Raw genomic sequence first — 23,902 nt, 5'->3', positions numbered from 1 at the left:
TGACCTCTACCTGTGCGGCACAGCCATGTCGGGCGACTTCCTCGTCCTCTCCCGGGTGCTCGAGGGACTGTCCGCCGCCTTGCTCGCACCGCAGGTCCTGGCGCTGCTGTCCACCGTCCCACCCTCCGGCGTGTGCGGGCCACCGTCCGGGCCCTCGTGCGCTTTGATCGGTGCACCAGAGGCTGCGGGGCAGCAGCCTCGACGAGGCAGGGCAGGAATCGCCGATGGAGCGCCCGGCATGACCGAGGAAGAACCCACCGCCGCCCACTGGCTGTTCGGCGATCAGCTCGGCCCGCACTTCACCGATCCCGCGCGGGGCGGACCGGACCGGGACGTGCCGCTGGTGATGATCGAGGCCCGGAGTGTCTTCCGCCGCAGACGCTTCCACCGCGCCAAGGCCCATCTGATCCTCTCGGCGATGCGCCACCGGGCCGCCGAGCTCGGGGACCGGGTGCGGTACGTCAAGGCGGACACCTACCGCGAGGGCCTGCGCGAAGCCGTGGGGGACGGGCCGGTGACCTTGCACCACCCCACCTCCCACACCGCCCGCGCCTTCGTGGACACCCTGCCCTCCGTCCGTGTGCTGCCGGCGCGCGGCTTCCTCGTGGCGCACGACGAGTTCAGGAGATGGGCGGACGGCCGGGGGACGGAGCGACTCCGCCAGGAGGACTTCTACCGGTGGGTCCGCCGCACGCACGAGCTGCTGATGGAGGGCGACCGGCCGGCCGGCGGCCGGTGGAACCTGGACCACGACAACCGGCAGCCCCCACCGCGCGGCGCGAGGGGACTGGGCGTTCCGGCGCCCTACCGGCCCCGGGAGGGCGACATCGACGCCGAGGTGCGCTCCGACCTCGACCGCTGGGCGCGCGACGGGGACGTCGCGTTCGTCGGCCAGGACGCGCCCCGCAGGTTTCCGGCCACCCGCCGTGAAGCCCTCGCGGCCCTGCACCGCTTCGTCGAACACCGGCTCGCCACCTTCGGCGCGTACGAGGACGCGATCCTCGCCGGGGACGCGACGATGAGCCACAGTCTGCTCTCCTCGTCGCTCAACCTCGGCCTGTTGGACCCCGCCGAGTGCGTCGAACGGGCCGAGGCGCGGTGGCGGTCGGGCGACGTGCCCCTCAACAGTGCCGAGGGCTTCGTCCGGCAGATCGCCGGATGGCGCGAGTTCGTCTGGCACGTCTACTGGTACTTCGGCCCGGGCTACCGGGAGAGCAACGCCCTGCACCACCGGGGCCCACTGCCCGACTGGTTCACCGAACTGTCCTCGGAGGGCACCGGCGCGAACTGTGTCCGCCACGTCCTGGACCAGGTCAGGGAGACCGGCTGGACCCACCACATCCCGCGCCTGATGATCCTGGGCAGCCTCGCCCTCCAACGAGGCTGGGACCCCCGGGCCGTCACCGACTGGTTCCACCGCAGCTTCGTGGACGGCTACGACTGGGTCATGGTCCCGAACGTGGTGGGGATGTCGCAGTACGCCGACGGGGGCCGTATGACCACCAAGCCGTACACCTCCGGGGGCGCCTACATCGACCGCATGAGCGACCTCTGCGGGACCTGCCGCTACAAGCCCTCCGTACGGGTCGGCGAGGACGCCTGCCCCTTCACCGCCGGTTACTGGAACCTGCTGCACCGCCACCGCGACCGGTTCGAGCACAACGCGCGGATGAGCCGGGCGGTGCGGGGGCTGGACCGGCTCACCGATCTCGACGCGCTGCTGGAGCAGGAGCGCCACCGCCGGGACTGAGGGGCGTCTCCTACGGGCGCGCCCCACCTTCGCAGGAGTCCCGTCAGTCACTCACCGCTCGTCCTTTCCTGTTTCCGGATATTCCCCTGGCACGGGCGGGGATCATTTTCTCTTCCACGAGCGGCCATTTCCGGCTCCTTCTGCTGCTTCAGGCCGAGGCTGCCGACCGGTAGTCGGGACGGTGATCCATGGCCGAAAGACGTTCCTTGCGGCCCTCATCGCCTCAAGATAGCCTCCCGTTTCGTTCCGCCCGCCGATGATCCGGTGGGCCTCCCTACTCAGTCGCCCGTGCTCGAAAGGAAGCTGTTCCGCCGACGGAGGAAGGCGTCGTCCGGCCCGTGTTCCGGTGCCGTTTCGAGTGATCCACAGTGAGAAATCGAAGAGAAATGCACTCGACCTCTGGAGCGAGGGGACGGTACATCTTGCGATCATCTTCCGGGATCGACGAAACGGAATCGACGGGGGAGGCGCACCCTGAATCGGCGGAACACGGCGAGGTCATCGGGGCGCGGAAGAGCTTCGAGGAGCTCGGCTACCTCGTGCTTCCCGGCTTCCTGCCTCCCGCACTCGTGGATCGCCTGATGCCCGAGGTGGACCGGTGGATGGACGAGGGGCTGCGTGCCCGGTCCATCGCCTGCAGCACCGGTACGGCGGCGGGCGCCCACCCGCCGGTGCTGGAACTCGAACTGCCGGCCCACGGTGAACTGCTCGTCCACCCGCCGCTGATGAGCCTGCTGACGGACATCATGGGCGGCCCGTTCGTCCATCACCACATGCACAGTCAGCGGCAGGGAGCCGGCGACACCGGAAAGCCGTGGCACCACGACTACGAGCCCAACGACCTCGGCGACAGGTCGCTGGTGATGGTCCACGCGCTGCACTACCTGGGCGGACTGAACGAGACGATGGGCAGTCTCGCGGTGCTGCCCGGATCGCACGACGAGGACGTGGCCAAGGACTTCCGCGCCGCACTCGGCACGGCCGAACTGCCGGGGGAGGAGGTGATAGACCGTCTGCCGCGCGGATCGACGGTCCTGATCAACTCGGCCGTCTTCCACGCCCGGCGCCCCGCCCCGTCCCCCGTGGCCGGACAGGACCGGTACTTCGTCGACGCCTCCTACTGCCGGACCGGCGCCCGGTGGCGTCCCGTGAAGCCGTACTGGCGGTACATGCTCGCCCGGGCCGAAGAGCTCGGCCTCGGCCGCGGACCGTGGCCGGAGCTTTTCTCCGAGCGGCATTTCACCGAATTCCAGGGGGTGGTGGGACGATGACGGCGGAAAGGAGTTCTCCCGTGCGCACTCTGGAATCCGTCGCCTTCTCCGAGGTGCTGGGCGTATACGGAAAAGATCATCCCGCCGCCCGGTCGCACGCGTCCAACACCAATGAGGACGGCGAGAAGAACCTGCACCGGGCCCACGCCCTGCTCGGTTCCTGGTACCGGGCCGAACTCGACCGCGCCGATATTCTCGGCGTCGTCCTTCCGTGGCATCTCGGAGAATCAGGAGAACGGGAACTGGTACCCCGCACGGGTTTGACCGTCGGCCAGGCCGCGGAGATCATCCGTGCAGATCCTGATGCATATGCCAGGGCCAATCCCGTGTGCGCCGCGAAACTCGACCGATTCGCCCGCACACCCATGACGCCCGTCTATCTGAGTACCCACCCGGTGGACCATGTGGACTATGCCGGTCTCCGTGTCCGGGAGGGGCTGATCCATCTCGACGGTCTGCACCGCATGCTCGGGTGGGAGGTGGCGGGGAGACTGGCCCGCGAGGCGTGCGTGGAGGTCTTCCTCGCCGACTTCCCCGGCCGGTCGCGCGACGGTGCGACGCCCCGCGGCGTGGGGGAGGCCGCATGACGGCCCTCACCACGTCCGGGCTCGCACGGCCCATGCCCGTCGAAGTACCCACGGACCGCAGGGAAGCGCCCCCGGACCGCGCGACCCTGACCGGTCTGCTCCGGCTCGCCGAGCAGACCTGCCCGCACCGCCCCGCCGTCACCGACGACACGCGTGCCATCACCTACGCCGGACTGGGAGCCGCGGCCCGCCGGGTCGCCACCGGCCTGCGGCGCGCGGGCATCGGCCCCGGCGACCGCGTGGCGGTCCTCGGCCCGCGCGACGCCCGGCTCTTCGTCCTGCTGTACGGAGTCCTCGGCGCCGGCGCGGCCGTGGTGCCGCTGGACACCGCCTGGAGCCCGACGGACCGGCTGCGCCGCCTGGAGGCCGTACGCGCCACCGGGGTGCTCACCACCTCCGCGCTCTCCGGCGAGGAGATCCGGGCGCTGTGGGCCGGGGGAGTGCGGCACACCGCGCACGTCGACCCCGACGTCCTGCTCGCCGCACCGCGCGACCCCTCCCTGCCCGCCCGGCCCCTGCCCCGGCCCGGGAGCGAGGACCCCGCCTACCTCTCCTTCACCTCCGGCTCGGGCGGCGAACCCAAGGCCGTCGTGGTGACCAACGGCAACGCCGCGCACTACGCGCTGGCCCTCCGCGACCGCCTGGGCCTCACCGGAGCGGACGCGCCGTGCGTCGCCCACCTCACCACCCTGGCCGCCGACCTGGGCCACACCAGCTGGCTGCTGGCCCTCGCCACGGGGGGCCGGACCCACGTCGTCGCCGACGCGCAGGCCCGCGACGCCCGGGCGTGCTGGGCCTCCCTGCGCGAGGCGGCCTGCACGGTCGTGAAGACGACCCCCTCCCACATGGCCGAACTCTGGCGCGACCGCCCGGACGCGAAGACCCCGGGCGGCCCCTACCGTCCCCGGACCCTGATCCTCGGCGGAGAGCCGCTGCCCCGGTCCCTCGGCGCAGCCCTCCTGCGCGACGAGGGCGTCCACCGGCTGCTCAACCACTACGGGCCGACCGAGACCACGGTCGGCGCCACCTGCTTCCTCGCCGACACCGCGGAAGACCTGCCCCAGGACGAGGAGACCGTGCCGATCGGCACGGCGCTGGGCGAGGTGACCCTCGACCTGCTCGACGACGGCGGATCGGCCGTACCCGACGGCGAGCCCGGGCAGCTCCACATCGGGGGACGCGGGGTCAGCGCCGGGTACTTCGGCCGCCCCGGACAGACCACGCAGCGCTTCGTCGCGTACCGCGGTGCCCGTACCTACCGCACCGGCGACCTCTGCCGGCGGCGCCCCGACGGCCACCTCGTCTTCCTCGGCCGCTCCGACCGGCAGACCAAGATCAGGGGCTACCGGGTCGACCCCACCGAGATCGAGACCCTGGCCCAGCAGGTTCCCGGCGTCGACCGCTGCGCCGTCGTCGTACGGGCCACCGCCACCGGGAACCGGCTGCTCGCCGCCGTCCGGCCCACCGACGTGCAAGGCCCCGACGAGGCGGGTGACGCGGACGGAGACCGGCTGCCCGGCGCCGTACGCGAGCACCTGGGCGACCTGCTGCCCGACGCCGTACGCAACCACCTGGCCGGCCGGCTGCCCGCCTACTCGATACCCCAGCCGATCGTCGTGCTCCGGGACTTCCCCCTCGGCCCCAACGGGAAGCTGGACGCCACGGCCCTGGAGGCGGCCCTCGACGCGGTACTCGCCGCGCGCGCAGGGAACCCGTCGGCGGCCGGTACCGGAGTACCGCCCCTGGCCCGGGAGATAGCGGACCTGTGGGCCACGGCCCTCGGCCTGCCCGCCGTGGACCCGGACGCCGATGTCCTGGAGCTGGGCGGCGACTCCATCCTCGCGATGCGTACCGTCTCCCAACTCCGCCGCCACGGGCACCACATCGACTACGCGGACTTCTACCGCCACCCCACCCCGCGCCGACTGGCCTCCTCCGTCCGCGCCTCCGTCCGCGCCGTCGACCCGGCCGGCACCGCCGAAGGCGCCACCGACGCGGCGCCCCCGGCCGGACGCGGCGCCCTCGCACCGGCCCAGCGCTGGTTCTACGACCAGGACGTCGACCAGCCCCACCACTGGAACCAGTCGGTACTGCTCCGCTGCGCGACCCCCGTCGACCCGGCCGCCCTCACCGCCGCCGCGACGGCGGTGCTGGCACGCCACCCGGCGCTGCGCCGCCCCGTCGGCCCGCAGGGGCCGGGCACCGCCCGCCCGGCGGGCGACCTCCACCCGGTCAGCCACTCCCGCATCCGGCGGCCCGAGGACGCCCGGCAGGAGATCGACGCGCTCGGCGGCGAACTGCAACGGAGCCTCGACCCGGAGGCGGGCGACCTCATCCGCTTCCACCTGTTCTCCGGCACTCCCGGCACCGAGGACCGCCTCGCGCTGATCGCCCACCACCTGGTGGTCGACGGGCTGTCCTGGCGCGTCATCCTCGACGACCTGGCCCACGCCTACCGCGCCGCCCTGTCCGGCCGACCCGCCGGCCTGCCGCCGGCGGCGGACTTCTACGCGTGGGCGGCGAGCACGCCCGAAGGCGCCGACCGCACCCGCGCATCCCGGCCCGCACCCCGGACCGGACGAGGAGCGGCGCCGGGCACGGTGAGCTGGTCCCTGGACGCGGAGGCCACCGCCCGGCTCGTCCAACGGTACGGAGCGTCAAGGAAGTTGGAGGCGCTGCTGCTCACCGCGTTCGCGGACGGCGCCGCCCACGACGAGGAACACGACGGGCCGCGCCCCGGACCCTTCACCGTCGAGGTGGAGACGCACGGCCGGGACACCACCGGCGAACACCTCGACACCGTCGGGTGGTTCACCGCCGTCACCCGGGTCCGCACCGACACCCCGACGCTCAAGGCCCCCGCGGCCGGAGCTGTCCGCGCGACGGGAACGGCACCCACGACCCGCACGGCCTCCACGGACCCCGGCGCGCGCGCCGCGGCACGTCTCGCCGAGGTGGAACGGCGGCTCCGGGACGCTCCCCGGCTGCCCATGGACGGCGAAGGGCCGCGCCCCGACACCGCGTTCAACTTCCTCGGCACCTTCCGCCTGCCCGCCGGACCGGACCTCGGATGGTCCGCCGCCCACGAGCAGCCCGGCACCGCACGGTGCCCCGACGGCGATCCGCTCTACCGCATGCGGCTGACGGCCCGCATCGTCGAGGGCCGGCTGGTGACCGACCTCGTCCACGCCCGGCCGGCCATGACCGACCCCGAAGCGGACGCGCTCATGGCCCGGTTCGCCCGCACGGTGACCGACGCCGCCACACCCACCAGCCCCACCGCCTCCGCCACGCCCGCCCCCGCCTCCGCACCCGCTTCCGCCGCACCCGTAACCGCCCCCGTCCGTCTCGACCACTCCGCCTCCGGCCACCTCCTGCGCACCGGCACGCTCCCCGGCCCCGCCCGGGCCGCGTCCGGCCGGGTGCTGAGCGAGCCGGCCCGCGTGCTGCTGACCGGGGCGACCGGCTACGTCGGCGGGCACCTCCTCGACGCGCTCCTGGAGCGCGGCGCCCAGGTCACCTGCCTGGTACGCGGCGAGCGCGACGCCGACGCGGTGGGCCGCCTGGGCAGTCCGTCACCCGGGGTGCGCGTGGTCGCCGGGGACATCGGCCGGGAAGGGCTGGGGCTCTCGAAGGAGGGGCGCGCCCTCGCCCGCGAGGCGCAGGTCGTCGTCCACGCCGCCGCCGACGTACGCCTGGTGGCCCCGCCCGAGGAGCTGGAGCGCACCAACAACGACGGCGTTCGGCGGCTGCTGGCCTGGATCGACTCCGAGGCACTCGGCCCGGTCCGGTTCCACCACCTCTCGACCCTCGCCGTGTCCGGCGGGATCGACCCGGCGGCCCCCGCCCGCCGGTTCGCGGAGGCCGACCTGCGGATCGGCCAGCACTTCCGTACCCCGTACGAGCGCTCCAAGTACCTCGCCGAGGAGACGGTCCGCGCGTGGGCGGCCACCGGACGCCGCTGCCACATCCACCGGAGCGGACACGTCGCCGCACACAGTCGTTCCGGCGCGTTCCACCCGGGCATCGCCACCAACCGCGTCTACCAGACCCTGCGCGGCTACCTCCTGGCCGGCGCGGCTCCCCGGCTGGCTGGCGCCACGTTCGCGTTCTCGTACGTGGACACCGTCGCCGCAGGGATCGCGGCCCTCGCCCTGTACCCGCACACCGCGCCCGGCGTCCACCACGTCGAGACCCCGCACCAGGTCCCCCACGACGAACTGGTGGGCTGGATGCGGCGGTACGGCCACCGGATCGAGCTGTGCGACACCGGGACGTTCGAAGCCGCGCTGGACCGGGCCGAGGGCGAGCATCCGGAGGCGGTCCGGCTGGCCGCCGCCTGGAACCGGCTGGAGGACCGCAACGTCCGCACCGACTCCGCGCACACCCTCGCCGTACTGGACCGGCTGGGGGTCCGGTTCGCCCCGCCGGCCTTCCGGTGGTGGGCCTCGGCCCTGGCCTGGGCCACCGAAGCGGGCTTCCTGCCCCCACCGCCCTCCGCCCGCTGACCGCAGGCGCACGCCCTGTGGCCTCCCCCGAGGTCCCCTCCATCACCACCCCCGAACCCATGAGGTGAACCATGTCCCGGCTGTCGCCCGTACTGAAGCAGGCCACCCCCGTCACCGCCGTCCGAGGGGAAGGGCTGTACCTCTTCGACGCGGAGGGCCGACGCCATCTCGACTTCACCGCGGGCGTCGGCGTCACCAGCACCGGCCACTGCCACCCCCGCGTCGTCGAGGCCGTCCGTGAACAGGCCGGACGGCTGATCCACGGCCAGTACACGACCGTCCTGCACGAACCGCTGCTGACCCTCACCGAACGCCTGGGCGAGGTACTGCCCGAGGGGCTGGACAGCCTCTTCTACGTCAACTCCGGCAGCGAGGCCGTCGAGTCGGCGCTGCGCCTCGCACGCCAGGCCACCGGCCGCCCCAACGCCGTCGTCTTCGACGGGGGCTTCCACGGCCGGACCATGGGCGCCGCCGCGCTGACCACGGCCGGCAGCCGCTTCCGGGCCTGCTCCGGCCCCCTGATCCCGGGCGTCGCGGTCGCGCCCTTCCCGCACGCCTTCGAACTCGGCATGGACGAGCCCGCCGCGGTCGCGTACGCCCTGCGCGGCCTTGACCGGGTGCTGGCCACGACCAGCGCCCCCGAGGAGACCGCCGCCTTCGTCGTCGAACCCGTGCTGGGCGAGGGCGGTTACGTCCCCGCGCCCGACGGGTTCCTCGCCGGACTGCGCGAACGCGCCGACCGGCACGGCATCCTCCTCGTCCTCGACGAGGTGCAGAGCGGATTCGGCCGCACCGGCCGGTTCTGGGCGCATGACTACGAGACCGGGACGGCGACCCCCGACATCCTGGTGACGGCCAAGGGCCTGGCCAGCGGCTTCCCCCTCTCGGCGATCGCCGCCCGGGCCGAGCTGATGAGCCGCGCCCGCCCCGGCTCACAGGGCGGCACCTACGGCGGGAACGCCGTGGCCTGCGCCGCAGCCCTGGCGACCCTCGACGTGATCCGCGACGAGGGACTGGTCGCCAACGCGGCCGAGCAGGGTCTCAGGCTGGCCGACGGACTGCGCGAGGTCGCTGACCGCAACCCCGCCGTCGCCGACGTCCGGGGGCGCGGGCTGATGCTGGGCAGCGAATTCCGCCGCGCCGACGGCTCCCCCGACCCGGACACCGCACGCCTCGCCCAGCAAACCGCCGCCGAACTGGGCCTGTTGCTGCTGACCTGCGGGGTCTGGGGCAACACGGTCCGCATGATCCCGGCCCTCACCGTCACCGCAGACCAGATCGACGAGGCCCTCACCCTCTGGTCGAAGGCCGTCGCCACCGCCGCGCGGGACTGACTCCCCCCGTACCGGTACGCGCCGCACCGGTACGCGGGGAACGACCGGTTCGTTACGCAGTACAGCATCGAGAAGGGACCCCGATGGACACCGCCTCGCGCGACAACGCGCCCACGCCCCCGCTCCCGTCCTCGCTCGCCTGGGACACCGAGCGCCTGCGGGCCGGACGCGATCTCTGGTACCTCACCACGAACGACCAGGACCGCGACTGCCTCTGGGAGGCCGCCGGACGACCCGGCGAGGAGCCCGATCCGGTCTGGCAGAGCCTGCGCTCCCGGGTGCGTACCGGCCTCGACGCCTTCGGCTTCGCCCACGTGCGCGGGTTCTTCCCCGCCGAACCCGCCGCGGCCCTCGTCCAGGAGAAGGAGATCACCGAGCGGGCCTCGCGTCTCGTCCGCGACTTCGGCGCGATCGTGCCGCAGAACGGCGACGGCGACCTCACCCAGGTGCTCCGGCGCCGCCCGGGGGACCCGGACGAGATCGGCTTCCACTGCGACACCTGCGACTACCTCGTGCTGCTCTGCCTGCGGCCCGCCGCCGAGGGAGGCGCCACCCGCGTCGCGGGCGCCCAGCACATCCACGACGTGCTCGCCGCCGAACGCCCCGACGTGCTCGCCCTCCTCGGCGAGAAGTGGTACTTCGACCGGGCCGGCCGTGCGGGCAACCCCCTCATCCACACCCCGATCCTCACCACCGCGCCGGACGGACTGGTCACCTGCTACTACCAGTCCCGCACGGTCAGGGCGTCCGCCGGACACGGGGGACGGCCTCCGCTCGACGCCGCCCGCGTCGAGGCGCTGGACGTCCTCGACGAGGTCCTCAACCGCCCGGAGACCGCGCACCCGGTCATGCTGGCCTCCGGAGATCTGCTGATCATCCGCAACAGCCGGGTCATGCACGGGCGTTCGCCGTTCACCGACGCCCCCGAGCCGCTGCACCGGCGGGTACTCCGCCTGTGGCTGGACGAGGAGACGGCGTGAGCGGTGTCGCCGTCGTCACCGGTGCCGGAAGCGGGCTCGGCCGCGCCGCCGCCCTGGCGCTGCTCGGCGACGGCTGGACCGTCGTCCTGGCGGGCCGGCGCCCCGACGCACTGGAGGCAACCGCCGCGCTGTCACCGGCCGGACCCGGCCGCACCCTCGCCGTGCCCACCGACATCACCCGCCCCGACGAGGTGGCGGCCCTGTTCCGTGCCACGACCGACCGGTACGGCAGGGTGGACCTCCTCTTCAACAACGCCGGCGCCCCCGCGCCCCGCGTCCCCGTGACCGAGGTGGCGTTCGAGGACTGGAACCGGGTCCTCGGCACGATCGTCACCGGCACCTTCCTCTGCTCGCGCGAGGCGTTCCGCGTCATGTCCGGGCAGGACCCCGAGGGCGGCCGGATCATCAACAACGGCGCCCCGTCCGCGCACGCGCCCCGCCCCCACTCCGTCGCCTACACCGCGGCCAAGCACGCGGTGCTGGGCCTGACCCGCGCGCTCTCCCTCGACGGCCGCGCCCACGGCATCGCCTGCGGGCAGATCGACGTCGGCAACGTGGCCCCCACCGACGGCGCCCCCCAGCCGGCGGCACGTCAGGCGGACGGCAGCACGGCCGTGGAGGCGACCCTGCCGGTCTCCCACTTCACCGACGCGCTCCTGCTGATGGCCTCCCTGCCCGTCACCACCAACGTGCAGTCCCTCACCGTGCTGCCCACCACGATGCCCTTCGTCGGCCGCGGCTGACCCCACGACCGCCCCACGGCCCCACCGCGCCCCGTACCACAGCCCCGCTCCACCGATCGGAAGAGGCGAACATGCTCGGCGAGACCGCCCGTACCTGGCTGCGACGATGGGACGAGCAGCAGGAGCGATACAGCCCGGACCGGGAGGAACGCTTCCAGGTCATCATCGACATCGTCGCCCTGTCCCTCGAACGGGCCGACGACACCTCCCGGCCCCGCCTGGTGGACCTGGGCTGCGGCACCGGCTCACTCGCCATCCGCATGGCGGACGCCTTCCCCGACGCCGACACGGTCGGAGTCGACGCCGACCCGCTCCTCCTCGGCCTCGGCGAGGAGGCCGTCACCGGTACGCCGGTACGCCTCCTGGAGCGCGACCTCACCGAGCCCGGCTGGGCCGACGAGATCGGCCCGGCCGGTTCCTGGCAGGCGGCCGTCTCCTCCACCGCCCTCCACTGGCTCGCCCCGGACGAACTCGTCACGCTCTACCGCTCCCTGGCCGAACGGCTGCGCCCCGGCGGGGTCTTCGTCGACGCCGACATCCGTCCCCCCGCCGCCGACCCCTACATGTTCGAACTCGGCCGCCACGTCCGCGCCCGCCGTGGGCAGCGCACCGGCCGTCGGGGCAGCGAGGAGTGGGTGGACTGGTGGAAGATCTTCCTGTCCGCCCCCGAACTCGCCCCCCTCGCCGAGGCCCGGGCCCGTTCTTCGGTCGCCCACCGCACCTTCAACAAGCCCCACGGCCTGACGGCCGCCGACCACGCCGGTCTTCTGCGCGACGCCGGGTTCTCCACCGCGGCCACCCTCTGGCAGTGCGGCGACGACAGCGTCCTGGTCGCCGTCCGCTGACCTCGGAACAGCTGACGGGCCGCCGGTTCTCCCGGGCCGGGGTGGCCCCCGACCGGCCGAGGTGGCCCCCGGCCGACCCGGGGCAACCAGCCGGCCCGGGGCAACCGGCTGCCCCGGGCCGGGCGGGGCACTCGTTCAGGCCGTGCGCCGGCTGAGCCTGTCGGTGAACCGTGCCCGGTCGATCAGGGCCCGGGTGTGGTGTCCGCGCAAGACGGATCCGTGGGAGTCGCGGGCCTCCACGTCGAAGGTGAGCTTGCGGTCGTCCGCCCGGGTCAGGGTGGCGCGGACGGTGACGTCGTCACCGACGGGCGTCGGCGCGAGGTGCGCCGAGTCGTGGGCCAGCCCGACCGTCATGTCCCCCTCGGGGACGGCGGTTTCGACCACCTTCATCGCGGCGATCTCGCTGAGCCACAGCAGGACCGGGGTGGCGAGCACCGGCAGGTCGTTGCCCCAGTTGGTGGCGGCGTCCCGGACGGTGACCCGGTGGACGAGCTCCGCGCTCGACCCCACGAGGGAGTCGATGCCGGCGAGGACGGGTTCGGGTGCGGAAGGCGTGGTCATGTGGGGTCCTTGGGTGTGGGAGGGGTGAGCGGGCTCCGGTCACGTCGTTCCCGGAGGTCGTGCAGGTGCTGTCGCGCGGCGTCGTCGAGCGGGACGAACCAGGCCTCGCGCGGCCGGGTCCGCGCACCGCGACGCTGCTTCGTGGCGTCCGCGGTGATCGAGAGGTCGAGGCGGCGCACACCGTGCCCGTAGGCCCAACGGATGGGCTCGTGCAGGGCCGCGCCGAAGTACACCGGTGCGTCGGCACAGCCTTCGGGGTCGAAGCCGGCCTGGCGGACGTACGCCTGCGAGCCGCGGCGCACCAGGGAGGTGAAGCCCACGTACGTGCCGTCGCGACGGGCCCGTACGACCAGGGCGTCGGCGCCGAGGTGGTCGAGGTAGGCACGGTGCAGGCCGGCGGCCTCCTCGACGGCGTACGCGTGGCCGTGCTTGCCGTACAGGCCCAGTTCCAGGGGGACGATCCATTCGAGGTCCGCCTCGCGGAGGGGGGAGACCTCGAACTCGACCTCCGCCTCACGCAGTTTGCGCAGGTCCGCCTTCTCCTTCGCCCGCTGCTTGCGGGGCAGTGACGCCATCCAGTCCTCGAAGCCGTCGCCGGGCAGGCCGAGCACGTTGGTTCCGTGGGAGGGGAACCGGACACCGCCGTGGGCCAGGAACGCCGCCCGGAGGTCGGCGTCCTCGGGCGAGCAGTAGAGCGCGGCCAGACAGGAGGCGCCACGCTCCGCCGCGTGCTCGGCCGCGGCGCCGAGGAGCCGGGTCAGGGCCTGCGGGCGCTTCCAGGCGGGGCCGGCCGTGTGGAACCTGCTGTGCCCGGGGCGCCGGCCACCGATGGTGAACGCCGGCAGCAGCGGGCCGGGGTCCTCTCCCTCGGCGCCGTCCGCCAGGAACAGGTCGGGCCGGGCGAAGGGCCAGGGGTTGCTCGTGGCGTCGAAACCGTAGGAAGGGGCGTACGCGGCGAAGTCCTCGCCCTCGACCCAGGTGTGGAAGGCCGGACCGGGGTGGGCCCGGTCCTCGACCAGGAGCCACGGCGGGCTGCAGTAGAGATGGGGGCACTGGCGCACGAGCGGGTGGTCGAGCGTGCGGGCCGTCGGGCCGGGGGTGATGTGGGTGCCGGTGAGGACGGCGGGTTCTCGGACGAGGGTCACGTGGTCTCCGGGGCGGGGGGTGCGGAGGAGCGTGCGGACAGGGTCATGGGGAGGGCCGCCGCGAGCACGATGCAGCCGGCGAGGACGAGGACGGCCCGGGGCCCGTAGTGGGAACCGACGACTCCGGCGAGTGCGGATCCCAGGGGGAGACAGCCGAAGGCGATCAGCCGGTACGCGGACGTGACACGGCCGAGGAGCTCGTGGGGAACGGCACGTTGGCGGTAGGACACCGTGATCACGTTGACGAGGATGAGCAGCCCCGTGCAGCCGAGGCCGAGGCCGAGGACGAGCGGAGTGGGACGGATCCCCGGCAGGGCGAAGCCGACACTCATCCCCGCCAGGCCCAGAGCCATGCAGACGCCGTTTCCGAGCCGGGACGTGGCGAGCGGAGCCAGGAGCCCCACGACGAGACCGCTGACGCCGGCCACCATCAGGAGGGACCCGTAGGCGGTGCTGCCGAGTCCCAGCGGACCGGGTGGCAGGGCCAGGAGGGGGAGCGCGGCGTACACGGCCGCCCACGCGATGTTCAGGGCGCCCACGCCCACGGCGTAGACGGTCAGCGTGGTGTCGCCGAAGAGGAACCGCAGCCCGGTCCGGATGTCGGCCAGGACGCCGCTTCCTCCGGGTGCGGCGGAGGCCGGACTCTCCTGTCCGGATCGGCCCGGCACGGCCGGCAGGGCCATGAGGAGGAGGACGGTGGCGAGATAGAGGGCGGCCGTGGTCCCGAAGGCGAGGCTCGCGGACAGGCCCAGCAGGAGGCCGCCGACGGAGGGGCCGGCCATCTGGTTGGTGGTGATCTCCGCCGCCTGGAGACGGGAGTTGGCGCGTTCCAGCAGGGAGGCCGGCACGAGGCTGGGGGTGGTGGTGTGGAAGGCGGTGTCGAAGACGGTCTCACCGATGCCGAGGAGGAAGGCCGCCGTCGCGAGCAGCGCGATGTCCGCCCGGTCCAGCAGCAGAGCCAGCGCGGTGGCGCCGAGGACCACGACGCGTGCGGAGTTGACGATCCGCATCAGCCGCCGCTCGTCGAAGCGGTCGACCAGGACCCCGGAGAAGAGGGCGAACAGCAGCCACGGAAGGCGCGCCATCACGGCCACCACCGCCACGCCGCCGGCACCGCCGCCCAGATGGACGGCGGTGACCGGCAGCGCCACCTGGTAGACGCCGTCCGCCAGGTTCGATCCCGCGCAGGCGTTCCACAACCAGAGGAAGGGCCGCCCGAGCCGGGGCGCGGACGGGGCGGCGGGTGCCGTCGGGGTCGCGGTCATGTCTTCCTCACTCGGAGAGGCGTCCACGGGGAGCGGGGCGCCGGGGTCATCCCGGGTGGTGCGCCAGCATCTGGTTGAGGATGTTCTTGCGCTGCATCTCGCTGGTGCCCCCGGCGATGAGGGTGCCGAGCGCGTCCTGGACGACGCGTGTCCGGGCACCACGCGTGTACCCCGCGTGCCCGTGCAGACGCATCAGGTTCTGCGCCGCCTCGACCAGCCCTTCCGATCCCACGAGCTTGGCGACGGAGCACCGCAGGGAGGCCTGGGGGTCGCCGGCCACCAGAGCGTCGATGCCGGCCCGGGCGGTGGCCCTGGCGATCTCGATGGTGATCCTGATGTCGGTGATGCGCCCCTGGACGTACTGGTGGTCGAGGATCGGCGTGCCGAACGCCTCACGCCGGCGGGCGAAGTCGACCGCCTCGTCGAGCTGAGGTTCGAGGAAGGCCGCGATGACCAGGCCGTAGAGGGCGCGGTCGAAGCCGATGATGTCGTAGAGGGTCCGCAGGCCTTCGCCGGGTACGCCGAGTACCGCGGGCTCGGGCAGGGCCACGTCGTGGAGTTCGATGGCGCCGGTGGGGCTGGACCGCAGGCCGAGGAGTTCCTCCGCAGGTCCGCGCCGGACCCCGGGGCTGTGGAGGTTGACCAGGAACAGGGTGATGTCGCGCCGCCCGAGGTCGGGGACGCGGCCGAGGACGAGGGCCCGGTCGGCGACGGGCGCGTTGGTGATGTGGTCCTTCTTGCCGTTCAGCGTCCAGCCGTCGGCGGTGCGGGTGGCGACGGTGCGGGTGCGGGCGACGTCGGAACCGCCGTGGGGTTCGGTCAGGGCGGTCGCTCCGACCGCCCCCTTCATCAACTGCGGGAGCACCGAACGGTGGTGGAAGTCGTTGCCGTGCTCCACCAGGGCCCGTACGAGCCCTGCGTGCGCGATGAGGGAGAGTACGAAGCCCAGGTCCTCGCCGTCGCGGGCGATGTCGGCGACGTGCTCCGCCAGGTCCGCCCAGGTGCCTCCGACGCCGCCCAGCCGCTCGGGGACGCCTATGCGCCACAGGCCGAGGTCGGCCAGGCGCTGCCAGGACAGGCGGTCCAGGATCTCAGCCTCGTAGGCGGCGTCGGCCCTGCGGGCGACGTGGGTCCGGGCGAATTCGGCGAACGAGTCGTCGTGCGGGAGGGCCGCGGGGACGGGAGCGTCGTGCTGCGGGGTGGCCAGGCCTGCGTGGGCCATGGCGGGGGCGGTCATGAGAGGTGGTCTCCAGGGTGAGGGGGTGGGTGGGGCGGCGAGTCAGTACCAGCGCATGACGAGGGCGCCCGCGGTCATCCCGCCGCCGACAGCGGCCAGGACGACGACGTCGCCGCGGTGCAGCCGTCCGTCCGCCGCGGCCTCGTCGAGGGTGATGGGCACGGAGGCGGCGGCCGTGTTGCCGTAGCGGCCCACCGTCGTCGGGACCCGGTCCATCGGCACACCGCAGCGGTCGGCGCACTCCTCGATGAGGCGGGCGTTGGCCTGGTGGGTGATGAGGAGGTCGACGTCGTCGACGTCGAGGCCGGCGGCGGTGAGGGCCCCCTTGACCACCTGCGGGACGGCCTGGGTGGCGAAGTCCCACACCCGGCGCCCGTCCATGCGGAAGTAGTGGCGCCGTTCCGCGACGGTGCGCTCGTCGGCCGGTTCGCGGGTGCCGCCGGCCGGGATGCCGACCACGTCGAGCCGGGTGCTGTCGGCGATCAGGTCGCAGCCGAGGATGCCGTATCCGTCGGGGACCTTCCCGAGGACGGCCGCTCCGGCCCCGTCCCCGAAGAAGACGCAGGTGCCGCGGTCCTCGTAGTCCAGTACGCGGCTGTACGCCTCGCACCCGACGACCATCACGTGGTTGTACTGCGAGAAGGTGTTCATCAGTCCCGCCGCCGCGGCGGTGGCGTAGACGAAGCCGCTGCACACGGCCCCGACGTCGAACGCGGGTATCTGGTGCAGGCCCATTCCCGCGTGCAGGTTGCAGGCGGTGGAGGGCTGGATCTGGTCCGGCGAACTGGTGGCCACGACCAGCGCGTCCAACTGCTCCGCCGCGATGTCGTGGTCCCGCAGTGCGGCCAGGGCGGCCAGACGGCCGAGGTCGGAGGTGCTCTGGTCCTCGTGCGCTCTGCGGCGCTCGCGGATGCCCGTCCTGGAGGTGATCCAGGTGTCCGAGGTGTCCACGGTCCGGGCGAGGTCGTCGTTGGTGACGATGTGGTCGGGCAGGTACGAGCCGGTGGCGACGATGCCGATGGCCATCGGGCGCTCCTCGGTGTCAGGCCGCCTGCTGCAGGCGGGGGGAGTCGACTGCGTCGTGGTACGCGGCGGTGAAGCGCTCCATCAGGTCGTCGATCTGCTCACCGGTGATGATCAGCGGGGGCGCGAAGACCACGGTGTCCCCCATGGCGCGCAGGAGGAGTCCGCGCTCCTTCGCCGCCCGGAGGACGGCCTGGCCGAACTGTCCGGGCTCCTGTCCGACGGCGGCCGGGTCGAACTCGACGCCGCCCAGCAGCCCGTGACCCCGTACGTCACGGACCGCCTCGTCGCCGCGGAACTTGTCCAGCCCGCGGGCGAGGCGGGGTGCGACCTCCCGCACGTGGCCCGGGATGTCGCGCTCGCGCAGGATGGCGAGCGTCTCGCGGGCGACGGCGGCCGGGACGGGATGGCCCGAGTAGGTGAAGCCGTGGCCGAAGGTGCCGATCTGCCTGCTGCCTTCGGCGAGGGCGGCGCTGACGCGCTCACCGACGAGCGTGGCGGAGATCGGCAGATAGGAGGAGGACAGCCCCTTGGCCGTGGTGATGATGTCCGGGGTCAGGCCGAACTCCGTGGTGGCGAACATCGATCCGGTGCGGCCGTAGCCGGTGATGACCTCGTCCGCGATGAACAGGATGCCGTACCGGTCCAGGACCTCCTGGAGGCGGGCGAAGTACCCGGCCGGCGGGATGATCAGGCCGCCCGCTCCGAGAACGGGTTCGGAGAGGAAGGCCGCCACCGTCTCCGGGCCGGCCTCCTCGATGAGGTTCTCCAGGTCCTCCATCAGCCAGTCGACCTGCTCGGCGTCGGTGAGGCCCTGCGAGGAGGGGTGCAGGGGGTTGGGGCAGTGGGCCGAGAGGAAGTCGCCCGTGTCCAGGCCGAAGCCGTGGTGGATGTGCGGGAGCCCGGTGGCCGAACCGGCGGCGAGAGTGGTGCCGTGGTAGCCGCAGCTGTGCGAGATGATCTTGCGGCGCTCCGGCCGGCCCTGGGACCAGTGGTAGTAGCGGGCGAACTTCATCGCGCTGTCGTTGGCGTCCGAACCGGAGTTGCCGAAGAACACCTTGCCCATGGGGATGGGCGCGATGTCCACGATGTCGGAGGCCAGGGCGAGCGCCACGTCGTTGGTGCGGTGGTTGAACGAGCCGTAGAAGGGGAGTTTGTTCATCTGCCGGGTGGCCGCCTCCACCAGGCGCGGCTCGCTGTAGCCGAGGGTGACGCTCCACAGGCCGGCCACGCCGTCGATGAACGACTGCCCGTCCTCGTCGCGTACTTCGATGCCGGATCCCTCCGTGATCACATGAGGCCGGGTGTCGAGGTAGAGGGCGCTGTGCGGTTCGAGCATGTGCGAGATCGCTTCGGGCATGAAAGGAATTCCTCCGTGGACGGGACGATCGGGGTGTGGGGGCGGGGCTCAACGGCCGCCGCCCACCTCCAGGACGGAACCGGTGACGTACGAGGCGCTCGGGGAGAGCAGGAACACCGCGGCTTCGGCGACTTCCTCGGGGGTGCCGATACGGCCCATGGGCACGGACGTCCGCAGGCGCTCGGGGCGGTCGGGGACTCCGTTGGCCAGGTGGAGGCCGGTTTCGATCAGTCCGGGGGCAACCGCGTTGACGCGGACGCCCTCCGCCGCCACCTCCTGGGCGGTGCCCCAGGTGTGGGTGTTGACGGCGGCCTTGAGAGCGGCGTAGTGCACCCACTCGTGGCCGCCGCCGGTGCGGGCACCGGTGGACGAGATGTTGAGGACGCAGCCTCCCCGGCCGCCTCGACCGCGGGACATGTACCGCAGGCCCTCGCGGGTGCACAGCACCACGCTGCGCAGGACGGCCCGGTAGGCGACGTCCAGCTGCCGGATGTCCAGATCGACGACCCGGCCCAGACCCCCGGTGACGCCCGCGTTGTTGACGACGGCGGTGAGCGGGCCGAGCTTCTCCACCGCGGTGGCGAAGAGGCGTTCGACCTCGTCCTCCTCGGTGACGTCCGCTTGTACGGCCAGAGCTTCGACGCCCGCTTCCCCGAGGTCGCGGACGACCTGCTCGGCGCCCGCGGCGCTGGACCGGTAGTTGACGCACACCGGTCGGTCCAGCGCCGCGGCACGACGGGCGATCGCGGCCCCGATGCCTTGGCCGGCACCCGTAATGATGATCATGAGAATCAGCCGTTGACCACGCCGTAGCGGTCGCCGAGGAAGAACTCCTCGAACGCCTTGCGGGTGTAGACGTTGTGCGTCTTCATGAGCCAGCGCTGCTTGAGGCCGTCGAGGTCGTGGATGGCGTTCACCTCCCGGCCGTGGATGACGTCCCGGTTGGAGAAGGTGACCGAGTCGCCGGGCCTGGACACCCGCATCTGCTTGCGGCTGTGCAGAGCGGCCACGAAGCGGTCCAGGACCGCCTGCGCCTCCTCGTCCAGGCCGCGGGTGCGGTCCTCGAAGACGCGGGCACCCTCGTCCGTGTTGATGACGGCGTGGTTCTGGGCGCGGCGGTTGCCCAGCACGTCGCCCTGCCGGGTGGAGACGTCGTCGAAGGGGGTGTGGAACCGGGGCTGGGCCAGGATCTCGCGGTCGCCGTCACTGAGCTCGTCCAGCGCGTGGACGGTCACGGTGAAGGTCGAGTACACCTCGTTCGTGGGCGTGTCCCGCAGGGTCAGTGTGTTGACGAAATCGGGGCTCACGAAGTGGTTGGCGAAGTCCCGGTGGAACTTGAGGGTCCCCAGCGTCTTCTGCGACTGGGAGTCGAACATCGACTCCTTGGGATAGATGTCGTGGAAGAAGTCGCCCTCGTTGACGCTGAGGTGCCCGATGATCTCCGTGCCGGTCAGGACCCCGTAGGCCGCGAGGAAGCCCTCGGCGACGAAGGTCTTCTTCAGACGGTACTTCTCGTGCACCGGGTCCGCCGAGCCGAACCGGGGCAGGTCGAGGTCGATGGGGGCGTTGCCGATGACCACCAGCGGCGCCTTCGAGAAGTCGCGGAGCATCGACATCTCGCAGAAGTCGGTGAAGCGGGAGCCGAGCCGCTGGTCGCTCCGGAGCCGGGACACGTCGGCGATGTAGCTCTCGAAGTCGCCGTAGGGGTTGGTGGCGATCTCCAGGAGGACCTCGCGCAGGGCGTCGCGCTCGGCGTCGGTGAAGATGAAGTCGTAGTCGATCTGTCGCATGGAACGTCCTTCCATCAGGGCATGCCGGTGCCGTGGCACGGGCGGAACAGGGGAACAGGGGTGGGTGGCACGTCGGACGGGGGCCACGGAGCGGTCGTACGCCCCGGCACGGCCGGGGGAGCCCGACGGCGTGGGACGGCGCCGCCGGGAGCGGCGCCGGGAGGTTCAGTCGGTCACGACGGCCGTGTGGGAATCCAGGGTCGACAGATCCTGGAGAAGGACGTCGAAGTCCTCGTTCCACAGCAGCACACTGGCGGCGAAGTCGCGGATGTCCTCGGGAGCCTCGGTGGTCTGCCCGGTCTCCACGTTCCACTGCCAGTGGTGGTCGCTGAGCAGCGTGGCCCGGCGCAGTTCGCGCACCCGCCCCTCGACCTTGGGGAAGTAGACCCAGGCGGCGTGCGGCCCGACGCCCTCGCTGCCGGGCAGGTCCTCCCCGCGCTGGAGCCGGAAGTGCGCCTCCTCGATGTCGAGTCCCCGGCGGATACGGCTCGTGGAGGGCACCAGGGCGGCCGGCGCCCGGGCGGCGATCTCCAGGAACACCAGTTCGCCGTCGGGACGTCGATAGATCTCGTGGTGGTAGACGCCGTGGGACGGCTTGTCCGGGAGTGCATCCAGAACACGGCGGTTGAACGCGAGGAGCGACGCGCGGACGGGGAGGTCCTCGGGGAGGGTGTGGCTCGCGCACACCTTCCCGTGGACGTAGTCGTAGCAGGGGTGCAGGTAGGCGTTGGCCTCCACGTGCACGACCGCTCCGCCGTCGACGGCGGTGTCCACGTGGTAGAGGACGCCCCGGAGGAACTCGTCCACCTCGTACCTGCGGTCGCCGGCCGTCGCCGCCCAGTCGCGGAGCTCGCCGGCGTCGTCCAGCTGCCTGGCTCCCACGCTGCCGGACTCGTCCAGCGGCTTGACGAACATCGGCCAGCCCAGCGCCTCCTCGAGCCCGGCCACGTAGCGGTCGGCGTCGGCGGCGTAGGCGCGGGCGTCCCACTCCTGGTGACGCGGCAGGCGGACCCCGGCCCCCTCCAGGGCCCTCTTCATGGCGATCTTGTCGATGAACGGCGCCAACTGGCCCGGCAGGTCACCTGCCAGCCCCAGCCGCCTGCGCACCTCGGCGACCGCTCCCAGGGAGTACTCGTCGTGGCAGAGCAGCGCCACGTCGTCCCGGTCGGCGGCGGGCAGGGTCTCCCGCAGTGACTCGACGCACGCGGTGAGCGCGTCGGCGGTGAACTCCTCCAGCACCGCGATGCGGGAGAAGGCGTCCTCGCGGTGGCGCTTGACCAGTTTCTGGTGCTGTCCGGGACTGGCGATCAGCCACGTGCGCCGGTGCGGACGCACCAGCACCGCGGGATCGATGCGGAACGAGGCGACGTTCTGGACGACGATGTCGGTACGCACGCCTCAGCCCTCGTCCCGCGGGAAGAGGTCCCAGATGTTGCCCTCGTCCTCGGCGTGCGCCCTTGCCGCCGCAGGTACACCGTCGAACACGGCGGCTGCCGGCAGGGCCGGTACGGCCACCGCCGCGCCACCCGTCGTCCGTATGCGTGCCATCGACTTCCTCCAGATGCTCGGTGTCTGACCAACCGACGGTTATCCGGAGGTGCCACGGGCATGCGCACCCCTGTGTGACAGCAAGTGGCCAGACCACTACTGGACAGGGGAGCGTGAACGCGTGAGTGCGGACTATGACCCGCTGGACATCGAGCTCTACCGGGCTGAACTGCAGAAACCCCGGTACACCGACGAGGAACTGGCACGCGGGCTGGGACTGGACCCCGCCGAGGTGAGACGCCGGAGACAACACCTGGCAGATCTGCGGCTGTTGAGACGGGTGGACGAGGAGACCTGGGTGGCCGTCAGCCCGCACGCGGCGGCCGACGCCTTACTCGGCGACGAGGAGAGGGAACTCGAAGACCGGCGGATGGAGCTCGCCCGGCGCAGGGAGGACCTGACGGCGCTGACGGCCGAGTACCTGGAGGCGCGCAGCCTGCGCTCCAGCGCCGCCCACGTCGAGACCCTGCACGGCCTGGAGACGGTACGTGCCGCTCTGGCCGAGCTCGCAGCCCTGTGCACCACCTCGGTGGACTCCATGGTTCCCGGCGGTGCGCAGAGCGACCGGGCCGTCCAGGCGGCTCTTCCGCTGGACAAGGCCCAGCTGGACCGCGGCGTCGCCCTGCGGTGCCTGTTCCTCGACTCGGCGCGTTCGCACCCCGGCACCCAGCGGTACCTCAACGAACTGCGCGACGCCGGGGCGGAGGTCCGCACGACCTGTCTGCTCCCCACCCGCCTGGTGCTCTACGACCGGAGGACGGCCGTCATCCCGCTGGACGCGCACGACACCGCACGGGGGGCCGTGGTCGTCCACGACCCTCCCCTGGTCGACCTCCTCGCCCACCTCTTCGACCTCTACTGGGGGCAGACCGCCCCGGACGCCCCGCGACACGAACACCGGCTCAGCAGTACCGAGCAGGCCATTCTCCGTATGATGGCGGCCGGCCAACTGGACGAGGCCATATCCCGGCAGGTCGGCCTGTCGGTCCGTACCACCCGGCGCATCATCAGTAGCCTGACGCGACGTCTGGGCGCCAACAGCCGCTTCCAGGCCGGGGTCGAAGCCGTCGCCCAGGGGTGGATCGCGCAACGGCCCGCCGGGCACGAACCGGCTGCTCCTCCCGCGTCCGACAACGTCCACACCTCCTGAGGCGGAACACCCGATGCGGCACCACGTCGAACCCATCCAGGCCTGTCTGAACGGCCGGCGCACCGCTGCGGACCACCGTGCGGTGCCGCTCACGCCGGATCAGCTGGCCACCGCCGCGCGCTCCGCGGTGGCGGCCGGAGCGGGCAGCGTGCACATGCATCCCCGGGACGGGGAAGGCGACGAGAGCCTGGACGTCCTCTGGGTGGAACCGGCGGTCCGCGCGGTGCGCCGAGCCTGTCCCGGGCTGCCGGTCGGGGTGTCGACGGGGCTGTGGATGTGCGGGGGCGACGCCGTGGTCCGCAGGGACACGGTGCTGAAATGGGCCGCGGCGGAGGACCGCCCCGACTTCGCCTCCGTCAATTTCAGCGAGGCCGGGTTCGAGGAACTGGCGGACGTCCTGGCGGAGATGGGCGTGGGCGTCGAGGCGGGCGTCTGGTCGGAGCGCGACGCCCTGGCCCTGCTGGGCGGCACCCGCGCCGACTCCTGCACGCGGGTGCTCGTGGAGCTGATCGACCTGCCGCCCGAGCAGGCGCTGATCCGTGCCGACCGGATCATGGACCTGCTGCGGCGGGCCGATTGCACGACGCCGGTCCTGCTGCACGGAGAGGGTGTCTCCACCTGGCCGGTCCTCGACAGGGCCCTCGCTCTGGGGCTGGAGACCCGTATCGGTCTGGAGGACACCCTCGTGGACCCGGACGGCGGCGTCGTGGCGGACAACGACGCCCTGATCCGCCTGGCACTCTCCCGTACGGCCTGACCCGCACACCGGGGGACGGGCGCCCGCGCGAGCGGCGTCCGTCCCCCG

Annotated in this window: 20 protein-coding genes; 10 read left to right on the top strand and 10 right to left on the bottom strand. The window is 72.6% G+C overall.

Annotated elements, in window-relative coordinates:
* The first annotated feature begins 238 nt into the window (after nucleotides 1-238).
* The 8 genes from OG599_RS02605 (at nucleotide 239) to OG599_RS02570 (ending at nucleotide 12,018) form a co-directional block, all read left to right on the top strand.
* Nucleotides 239-1,750: a cryptochrome/photolyase family protein gene (locus tag OG599_RS02605; protein ID WP_327174280.1), complete on the top strand. Its 1,512-nt coding sequence runs from the start codon at nucleotides 239-241 to the stop codon at nucleotides 1,748-1,750.
* A gap of 422 nt (nucleotides 1,751-2,172) precedes the next feature.
* Nucleotides 2,173-3,021, top strand: a complete 849-nt coding sequence (locus OG599_RS02600; protein WP_327174279.1) for a phytanoyl-CoA dioxygenase family protein — start codon at nucleotides 2,173-2,175, stop codon at nucleotides 3,019-3,021.
* A gap of 20 nt (nucleotides 3,022-3,041) precedes the next feature.
* Nucleotides 3,042-3,608 (top strand): DUF6309 family protein, encoded by a 567-nt coding sequence (locus tag OG599_RS02595; RefSeq protein ID WP_327174278.1) that lies wholly within the window; start codon nucleotides 3,042-3,044, stop codon nucleotides 3,606-3,608.
* Complete coding sequence (locus OG599_RS02590) at nucleotides 3,605-8,116, top strand: AMP-binding protein (protein WP_327174277.1); 4,512 nt, start codon at nucleotides 3,605-3,607, stop codon at nucleotides 8,114-8,116. Before OG599_RS02595 ends, OG599_RS02590 begins: the two co-directional genes overlap by 4 nt.
* A gap of 71 nt (nucleotides 8,117-8,187) precedes the next feature.
* Nucleotides 8,188-9,450 (top strand): aspartate aminotransferase family protein, encoded by a 1,263-nt coding sequence (locus OG599_RS02585; protein ID WP_327174276.1) that lies wholly within the window; start codon nucleotides 8,188-8,190, stop codon nucleotides 9,448-9,450.
* An 83-nt stretch (nucleotides 9,451-9,533) separates the two neighbouring features.
* Nucleotides 9,534-10,430 carry a TauD/TfdA family dioxygenase gene (locus OG599_RS02580; RefSeq protein WP_327174275.1) on the top strand — a complete coding sequence of 299 codons (897 nt, stop codon included), beginning with the start codon at nucleotides 9,534-9,536 and terminating at the stop codon, nucleotides 10,428-10,430.
* Nucleotides 10,427-11,173 (top strand): SDR family oxidoreductase, encoded by a 747-nt coding sequence (locus OG599_RS02575; protein ID WP_327174274.1) that lies wholly within the window; start codon nucleotides 10,427-10,429, stop codon nucleotides 11,171-11,173. Before OG599_RS02580 ends, OG599_RS02575 begins: the two co-directional genes overlap by 4 nt.
* Nucleotides 11,174-11,244: 71 nt before the next feature.
* On the top strand, nucleotides 11,245-12,018 hold the full coding sequence (locus OG599_RS02570; RefSeq protein WP_327174273.1) for a class I SAM-dependent methyltransferase: 774 nt from the start codon (nucleotides 11,245-11,247) through the stop codon (nucleotides 12,016-12,018).
* Between the two features lie 135 nt (nucleotides 12,019-12,153).
* On the opposite strand, the gene OG599_RS02565 is transcribed toward OG599_RS02570, so the two are convergent.
* The 10 genes from OG599_RS02565 to OG599_RS02520 form a co-directional block, all read right to left on the bottom strand.
* Nucleotides 12,154-12,579 (bottom strand): thioesterase family protein, encoded by a 426-nt coding sequence (locus OG599_RS02565; protein WP_327174272.1) that lies wholly within the window; start codon nucleotides 12,577-12,579, stop codon nucleotides 12,154-12,156.
* Entirely contained in the window at nucleotides 12,576-13,724 is a 1,149-nt protein-coding gene (locus OG599_RS02560) for a GNAT family N-acetyltransferase (protein ID WP_327174271.1), read from the bottom strand. Before OG599_RS02560 ends, OG599_RS02565 begins: the two co-directional genes overlap by 4 nt.
* Complete coding sequence (locus OG599_RS02555) at nucleotides 13,721-14,989, bottom strand: MFS transporter (protein ID WP_327174270.1); 1,269 nt, start codon at nucleotides 14,987-14,989, stop codon at nucleotides 13,721-13,723. Before OG599_RS02555 ends, OG599_RS02560 begins: the two co-directional genes overlap by 4 nt.
* Nucleotides 14,990-15,035: 46 nt before the next feature.
* Nucleotides 15,036-16,226, bottom strand: a complete 1,191-nt coding sequence (locus tag OG599_RS02550; RefSeq protein ID WP_327174269.1) for an acyl-CoA dehydrogenase family protein — start codon at nucleotides 16,224-16,226, stop codon at nucleotides 15,036-15,038.
* A gap of 42 nt (nucleotides 16,227-16,268) precedes the next feature.
* Nucleotides 16,269-17,252 carry a 3-oxoacyl-ACP synthase III family protein gene (locus tag OG599_RS02545; protein WP_327174268.1) on the bottom strand — a complete coding sequence of 328 codons (984 nt, stop codon included), beginning with the start codon at nucleotides 17,250-17,252 and terminating at the stop codon, nucleotides 16,269-16,271.
* A 16-nt stretch (nucleotides 17,253-17,268) separates the two neighbouring features.
* Nucleotides 17,269-18,609: an aminotransferase gene (locus tag OG599_RS02540; protein ID WP_327174267.1), complete on the bottom strand. Its 1,341-nt coding sequence runs from the start codon at nucleotides 18,607-18,609 to the stop codon at nucleotides 17,269-17,271.
* A gap of 48 nt (nucleotides 18,610-18,657) precedes the next feature.
* Entirely contained in the window at nucleotides 18,658-19,395 is a 738-nt protein-coding gene (locus OG599_RS02535; RefSeq protein ID WP_327174266.1) for an SDR family oxidoreductase, read from the bottom strand.
* A gap of 5 nt (nucleotides 19,396-19,400) precedes the next feature.
* The gene (locus OG599_RS02530) at nucleotides 19,401-20,399 is read right to left on the bottom strand and encodes a hypothetical protein (RefSeq protein WP_327174265.1); all 999 of its coding nucleotides are present in this window, start codon (nucleotides 20,397-20,399) and stop codon (nucleotides 19,401-19,403) included.
* A 165-nt stretch (nucleotides 20,400-20,564) separates the two neighbouring features.
* Entirely contained in the window at nucleotides 20,565-21,794 is a 1,230-nt protein-coding gene (locus OG599_RS02525; RefSeq protein ID WP_327174264.1) for an ATP-grasp domain-containing protein, read from the bottom strand.
* Between the two features lie 3 nt (nucleotides 21,795-21,797).
* On the bottom strand, nucleotides 21,798-21,947 hold the full coding sequence (locus OG599_RS02520) for a hypothetical protein (RefSeq protein WP_327174263.1): 150 nt from the start codon (nucleotides 21,945-21,947) through the stop codon (nucleotides 21,798-21,800).
* 121 nt (nucleotides 21,948-22,068) lie between these two features.
* Here OG599_RS02520 and OG599_RS02515 point away from each other — a divergent pair, with 121 nt between their 5' ends.
* Both OG599_RS02515 and OG599_RS02510 read left to right on the top strand, forming a co-directional pair.
* Nucleotides 22,069-23,097: a LuxR C-terminal-related transcriptional regulator gene (locus OG599_RS02515; RefSeq protein WP_327174262.1), complete on the top strand. Its 1,029-nt coding sequence runs from the start codon at nucleotides 22,069-22,071 to the stop codon at nucleotides 23,095-23,097.
* A gap of 13 nt (nucleotides 23,098-23,110) precedes the next feature.
* Complete coding sequence (locus OG599_RS02510) at nucleotides 23,111-23,854, top strand: 3-keto-5-aminohexanoate cleavage protein (protein WP_327174261.1); 744 nt, start codon at nucleotides 23,111-23,113, stop codon at nucleotides 23,852-23,854.
* Nucleotides 23,855-23,902 lie beyond the last annotated feature (48 nt).

The sequence above is a fragment of the Streptomyces sp. NBC_01335 genome (assembly GCF_035953295.1).
Classification (GTDB): Bacteria; Actinomycetota; Actinomycetes; order Streptomycetales; family Streptomycetaceae; genus Streptomyces.
This window is presented reverse-complemented; position numbering and strand designations above follow the sequence as displayed.